Annotated in this window: 2 pseudogenes; both read left to right on the forward strand. The window is 42.3% G+C overall.

What is annotated here, in order from left to right:
• Nucleotides 1-530 (forward strand): annotated as a pseudogene (locus F6K53_RS38565) (carboxynorspermidine decarboxylase); the annotation flags it as partial.
• A 123-nt stretch (nucleotides 531-653) separates the two neighbouring features.
• A pseudogene (locus tag F6K53_RS38570) lies at nucleotides 654-1,700 on the forward strand (agmatinase family protein).
• Nucleotides 1,701-2,002: the final 302 nt, after the last annotated feature.

Raw genomic sequence — 2,002 nt, forward strand, 5'->3', positions numbered from 1 at the left:
ACGGACATCTGATCACCTCTAAAAGCTATGATATCGGACACCTAATCGAAGTTTTGACCCGTTTTAAATCCCGTTATCCTCACTTGCATATTTATCTGGAGCCTGGATCGGCAGTGGCATGGGAAACTGGGGTACTCCGAGCAACAGTTCTTGATCTGATTGAAACTTCAAACCTGATTATTGCCATGCTTGACGTCTCATTTACCGCTCATATGCCTGATTGTTTGGAAATGCCTTATAAACCTCGCATTCGAGGTGCAAGAGATCCGCAACAGAAAGAGCCTAGATACCGGATGGGGGGTCTTACCTGCCTTGCAGGAGACTTTATGGGCATGGGAGATTACTACTTTGAAACGCCTTTGCAGGTTGGTGACACAATTGTTTTTGAAGATATGATTCACTATACGATGGTGAAGACTTCTATGTTTAATGGCATCAAACATCCAGCAATTGGCATTGTCCGCACTGATGGTAGCTTTAATCTGGTTAGAGAGTTTGACTACGAAGATTACAAGAATCGCTTATCTTAGGCAAATTGCCATGGGAACTAACCCAAATCATGGGTTATACTAAATCCGCTTTTGAAAGTATCACTAGGTATAAATTATCTATCCAATTTTTTGACTTGTGGCAAACTTGTGTAACTAAAACAAATGAATCAAGCCAGTTTTAATCCTAATGAGATTACTGTGCCCAATGGTTGCTTCTTTGGTTTTCCCTATTCGGTGGAAGAGGCTGCAATTGTTATTTTACCTGTACCTTGGGATGTCACTACATCTTATCGAGAAGCTACAGTCAATGGTCCCCAAGCAATTTTAGATGCTTCACTGCAGTTAGATTGGTACGACTTTGATCTACCCCAAGCTTGGCAAACTAAGTGCGGGACTATACCCATTAACTCAGATATTCAAGATAAAAATCGCGCCATGCGAGCTATTGCTAAGGAGATTATTGGAGATATGGAAACAGGTGGTAATGTTGATGATGATGCGATCGCCAAACAGTTAGTAACGGTTAATCAAGCCTCAGCTACTCTGAACCATTGGGTTTATACTCAAGCGTTAGAATTGCTCGAGCAAGGCAAACTAGTGGGTGTCGTCGGTGGAGATCACAGTGTACCTCTTGGCTTAATGCAAGCCCTGGCACAAAAACACGAGGAATACGGTATTTTACAAATTGACGCCCATGCTGATCTGCGGCAAGCTTATGAGGGGTTTACTTATTCCCATGCCTCGATCATGTACAACGCTCTCAAGCTACCTCAGATTAGTCGTTTAGTTCAGGTTGGCATCCGAGATGTTTGTGAGGCAGAAATGGCAATGGTAAATAGTGATAGCCGAGTTGTCATGTTTGATGATTGGCAGCTCAAAGCCAATGCTTAGGAAGGTATCACTTGGGCAGCTCAGTGCCATAAAATTATATCTAACTTACCTGATAAGGTATATATTAGCTTTGATATTGACGGCTTAAACCCCTCCTATTGTCCCCATACAGGTACTCCTGTACCAGGTGGCTTGGAGTTTAATGAAGCAATTTACTTGTTGCGATTACTAGTTAAAACAGGTAAAACAATTATTGGTTTTGATTTGTGTGAAGTTGCTCCAGGTGATGGTGGAGATGAGTGGGATAGCAATGTAGGAGCTAGAGTTCTCTATAAATTGGCTTGTTTGAGCATCTCCTGCAATAAAGAGCTTGGTTGAACTACAGGTATAGCGCTGCGTATTAACGTTAGGACAAGCTCAAGTCCTGAAACCTTACAGGCAGTATACTTCTGCCTCCTGCCCTCTGCCTGGCGCGTAGCGCTATACCTCTGGCAAAAAACGTTCTCCCTCAATGGTCTTAAGGTTAAAATCTTGCTTGGCTGTGGGGCTAGGCTATCACTAAAAACCTAAAGCAGAATGAGGTTTTCAAGAGTCACGAAGCACACGATAAACAAAAGCTTTAATAGTTGCTGTTTCAGAAACCAACGGAATATTTTTAAATGGCTTAGAATGTTCTACCA

Origin of the sequence: Moorena sp. SIO4A1, from assembly GCF_010672065.1 — a bacterium.
Lineage (GTDB): Bacteria > Cyanobacteriota > Cyanobacteriia > Cyanobacteriales > Coleofasciculaceae > Moorena.